Annotated in this window: 4 protein-coding genes; all 4 read left to right on the forward strand. The window is 68.4% G+C overall.

What is annotated here, in order from left to right:
• A partial coding sequence (locus ACWDS7_RS46615) for a hypothetical protein (protein ID WP_451934538.1) occupies positions 1-515 on the forward strand: 515 nt, incomplete at its 5' end.
• A 687-nt stretch (positions 516-1,202) separates the two neighbouring features.
• A complete protein-coding gene (locus tag ACWDS7_RS46620) occupies positions 1,203-2,087 on the forward strand; it encodes a phosphotransferase (RefSeq protein WP_451934539.1) in 885 nt (294 codons plus the stop codon).
• 1,004 nt (positions 2,088-3,091) lie between these two features.
• On the forward strand, positions 3,092-3,925 hold the full coding sequence (locus ACWDS7_RS46625) for a CPBP family intramembrane glutamic endopeptidase (protein ID WP_451934540.1): 834 nt from the start codon (positions 3,092-3,094) through the stop codon (positions 3,923-3,925).
• A gap of 592 nt (positions 3,926-4,517) precedes the next feature.
• Positions 4,518-4,800, forward strand: a 283-nt coding sequence (locus ACWDS7_RS46630) for a hypothetical protein (RefSeq protein ID WP_451934541.1), incomplete at its 3' end; no start/stop codon positions are given.

Raw genomic sequence — 4,800 nt, forward strand, 5'->3', positions numbered from 1 at the left:
CCGCGCGCCGCGTCGAGGTCGCCGGCCGCACCGAGCAGGCCGCACGAGCGAAGGCGCTGGACGGCATGCCCGCCGGGATGAGCGTGACGGACCTGCACCGGCGGCTGCGCCTCCTGACCGGCTCACGGTCCTTCGCCGCCGCGCTGGAGAAGGAGAAGGCGGCCCGGCTGGAGACGGTCTGGCCCGGCTTCGCCGACCAGCGGCGCGTGCGGGCCGCCCGGATGACCTCACCGAGTCTGGGTGGCAGCGCTGCCGATCGGCAGCACCGGGCCCGGCAGGTGCTGGCCGCGCTGACGTCCGAGCTCGACCACCGCCACCAGCTCCCCGCCGCCGTGCAACACGGTGAGGACCAGGCCCGCGCCCACCCGGCCGCTGTCACCATGGCCACCACGCGACGCGAGCAAGACCGGCAGCAGGCCGAAGCACGACGCCGCTCACAGGAGCAGAAAAACGCCTACCAGCCCCCGGCACCCGGCATCACTGAGCAGGGCCCGCGCCGGGGATACCGCCGCTGACAGCACGGTGGAGTTTCGCGAAGTCCCTTACGCGCGGGGCCTGGCGGCCGGGTGGCCATCGCCCCCGGCCGGGTCGCCGACCGTAGCCGTCACTTGCCCGCAGTCAAGTCCCGCGGCCGCCGCCGAGGCCGACCTCCGTAGGGGACTACCGCAGGCGGCGCTGACGGCTGAGGCGAGCCCCAGGCAGGGGCGAGCAGGAGAGCGGGATTACGGGTTTTCGGAGTTTCTTACGCGCGGATCGGCGCCGCCCTCGACCTGGACCCTGCCAGCCCGCCCCAGCCATGCGGCAGCTAACTCCGTGAGCCGGAGGCGGTCCCCGTAGCAAACGGCGGAAATCCAACGGATTTAGGTCTGACCTGCAGGTTCTCGCGTTCCACGATCCTAGTCGATCTCCGCTACCGACTAGATGATTGATTCCAAGGGGAATCAGTGGTCTAGAGGGCCATCGCGCCGAGCCCCCGGATGAGACTTGTCTCTACGGTTTCAAGGCGGCCCGCCATCGGCGGGCCGCTGGCGTTCGCGGGCCGGGCTGCGGCTCTGTAAGCGGTCATGAAGGATTCCTGATCGGCGGCCACATGAGTCCGGGCCGATGGCCATGCGGTTCCTGACCGGCGGCCACCGGAAATCCTGGTAGACGGCCGAGGAAATCACTCGATCATGCCCATGTGCCGCAGTACGGTCTAACACTTGGCCGAACTGAAGAGGAGAACCGTCATGAGCTCCGGCACCTACGTCGAACCTGCTGAATCCGAACCCGAGGTCGCGCTGGTCGGCGGTGAGGTCACCGAGGGCGTCGTGCGCGTCGGTGACACGGTGCGGCGTCCGGTCGGCTTCAACGCTCCGCTCGTCCATGCCTTGCTCCGCCATCTGGAGGTGGTCGGGTTCGCGGGTGCTCCGAGGTTTCTCGGTGTAGACGCGGCCGGGCGTGAGGTGCTGACGTTCGTCGCCGGTGAGGTCGCCGGGCGGCCGAGGCCCGCGTGGATCGCCGACGAGGCACGGTTGGCTTCGGTCGGCCGCCTCGTCCGGGCCTATGACGACGCGGCTGCCGGTTTCGTCCTCCCCGAGGGGGTCCGGCCCTTCGCGGGGCTCGGCGAGCTGACCGAGCCGCCGGGCATGCCGCCCGCACCGTCCTATCCGGCCGAACTGGTCGGGCACATGGATTTCACGCCGGACAACATCGTGTTCCGGGACGGCGAGGCAGTCGCGCTCATCGACTTCGACATGGCCAAGCCTGTCTCCAGAGTCGACGAGGTGTGCAATGCGATGCTCTCCTGGGCTCCGCTGGGTGATCCCGTCGACGCCGAGCCGCTGCTACGGGACGTCGATGTGCCGCGTCGCTGCCGGATCCTCGCTGACGCCTACGGGATGTCGGATACGGATCGTTCCCGGCTCGTCGAGGTGGCCGTGATGCGGTCAAGGCGGGCGTGGTTCTCGATGAAGCAGATCGCCGAGGCGCAAGGCGGGGGCTGGGCGCGGATGTGGCAGGAGGGCGCCGGCGATGAGATCAAGCGGCAGGAGGCGTGGTTGGAGCGGAACGGCGCGGCGATCGAAACGGCGTTGATCGCCCCCTAGGTTCCTTCGCGGCGGGAGCAACGACGATCGCACCGACATCGGACAAGCGGCTCCGAAAGCTCGGCGATATCGTGCCCGCTCGAAGGGCTCGCCCCGGGAACCGACCTGCGAGCGGACCCACTTCCCGCTGCCAGGAAGCTACTTGGCCATCCAGCGGGAGTTTTGACGGCGGCCAACCTGGATCAGGCTGGCCGCCCACCAGGAAAATCTCGCGTCCGTTTACAGGCTCTGCGACCGGTCCCGGTCCGCGACGTTCAGTTCTGCCATCCCGTCCATTCCCGCTCATCCCGGCGCTCCCCTATCTCGGCAGGGGCACCACACCCCCGGCAGGTGGAGGCGTCCACGACCACGGGGACGGCATCCCCTGTCTCCAGGTCGGTGGCCATGCCCCCACTGGGAGCCCCCCATGATTACCGCACGCGTCACACAGCGCCATGACCAGCCCTTTCACCAGCGTGAGTCGCATCAGATCACGGACGTGAGGACGAAGCGGCGAAGTTGCCGAAAGACTCGCGGCCGCCGTCGACGAGCACCAGGAGCAGGCCGATGAAGCAGCCCCGGAGTCGCAGCAAAGTTCCGGCATCTCGCGGTGCCGAGCTGGTCGACGCGATTGCCGAAAGAATCCGCGCGCTCCCGGTACACCCCGGGACGGCTTCAACCGGCGAGCCCAGTCGGCCGCCGACAAGCACGAGCACGACCAGGACCACGCGCAGGACGACGACTGATCGAGCATTGCCGAATTGTTCTCATAGGGGTCAAGGCGCCGGCCGCCCGCCAGGCGCTGACGCGCCGCCGGGCGGCCGCGGGCCGGGCATGCGGCTCTCCGGCAGGTGCAGGTCGGAGCTGCTCCAGGTGCTGCCTGCCGTACCGGAGGCACGGGCCGCCTGCTGTTTCGCGAACAGATCGGTCCCGACCTCGGTCTGATCCCGTCAACACAAGGGATGACGTCCGGCTGGTTCCACGGCAGGAGGAAACGGGCCTGAGCCGGAACAATCATGAAACACATGTCGAGAACCGGCCTCTTGACAGGGGCGGGCCTGGCGGTGTTCGTCCTGGCCTACATGTCACTGATCCTCACCGGCAACACCGTGATCCGCCTGTCAGCCGATCCCGGCGCCACCGGCGTCTCCCTGTGGGCGGCGCTGCTGCCGCAGCTGGCCGCGGTGCTCCTTGCCATGCTCGTCGCGCCGCGCGCGGCCGTACCCCAGCCGCTGTCCGGCCTGCCGCGGCCGAGGCTGGTCAAGGAGACCTGGCTGCTGCTCGCGGCGGCGGTCGCCTTCCCCGTCGCGGTGGCGCTCGTCGGCCGGGGACTGCTCTACCCCATCGCCAAGATCACGATCCTGCTGGTCGTGCCGCTGGTCGGGTTCAGGCTGATCAGAGGGGACGGCCCCGCCGCCAGATCCATCCCCAGGCCGGTGACGTGGCTGGCCCCGCTGCCCGCCGTCGTCGCGTGGTTCCTGCTGGCGGAGGTCAGCCCGCTGTCGCCGCCGCTCACCCAGCAACTGCCCGATCCCGTCACGCTCGCCATCGGCTCGCTGATCACCCTGCTGACGGCGAGCGTATTGGAGGAGTTCTTCTACCGGGCCTGGCTGCAGACAAGACTGGAGGCCCTGTACGGCAGATGGCCCGCGATCCTCGCCTCCGCGCTGCTGTTCGCCGCGATGCACGTCAGCCACATCAACCCCGAGGCCATCGGCGTCGGTATCGCCTCCGTCGTGGCGGCACAGGGGATGTTCGGCCTGATGCAGGGCTACCTGTGGGCGCGCTACCGCAACATCTGGGTGATCATCCTCATCCACGCCATCGTCAACCTGGTCTACGTGGACATGTTGATCTGACACTTGAGCATGATGGGAGCAGCGTCGACTTGCCGGACCCCTTCCTGTCTCACGCGTTCTGAGGACCGTAGGGAGCTGCGCAGATGACCGTCTCGAGTTGCGATGCGCTCCGGAGTCCGAAGGCCGGATAGCCCGTCCGCGGCTGGATCCAGGTCACCTGGGCGACAGGGGGACCTGCCCCGGCGTCACCTGGCTGACGTCGCGGAGGCTCTATAGCGTCCGGGAATGAGCAAAGGCCGGGGCTGGGTCAGACCCCACATGCGCACGCTGGCCAACGGCAGGCGGATCTGGGTACGTGGCCACTCTCGCAGGGTCGTGGCCAAGGCCGCCGGCGTCAGCGCGCTCGTCGTGGTGGTCATCGTCATCGTCATGGCCGCCCTCTCCACACGCTCGCCGGCGAGCGACTCAGCCGATGAGCCGAAGCCTGCCGCCCCAGCCGGGACAGAGATAGCTCCGCCTCCGGATCCGACGACTGAGCCCCCACCGCCCGATCCGACTTGATCCTTCTGCGCACCGTGCCAGTCCATTGCGACTTGCCACTAGACACTGGTGTTTACCGAGGTACAGGACGTGTCTGTGAGATCGTGACCCCATGACCGTCCATGCCACCGCTTCGAGCGGCGCAAGGCCAGGCAAAGCGCTGCAGGTCATCCGCGATGGCAGGCTCTACCGCGCCACGCATCCCACGTTCGAGGAGTACACGATCGATCGGTGGGAGATGAGCCGTACCCAAGCCGATCGCCTGATCCGAGCATGGCCACTCGCCGAGCGTTTGGCACCAATTGGTGTGAAGATCATCAATGAGTCGCAGGTACGAGAGCTGATCCCCCTGGCGAACCGGCACGGAGAAGAGGCCGCGACGACCGTCTACCAGG

The organism is Streptosporangium sp. NPDC003464 (assembly GCF_053588315.1).

Coding starts and splice junctions, on each gene's coding strand:
- ACWDS7_RS46625 (WP_451934540.1), top strand. CDS start 3,092: ATGTCGAGAACCGGCCTCTTGACAGGGGCGGGCCTGGCGGTGTTCGTC.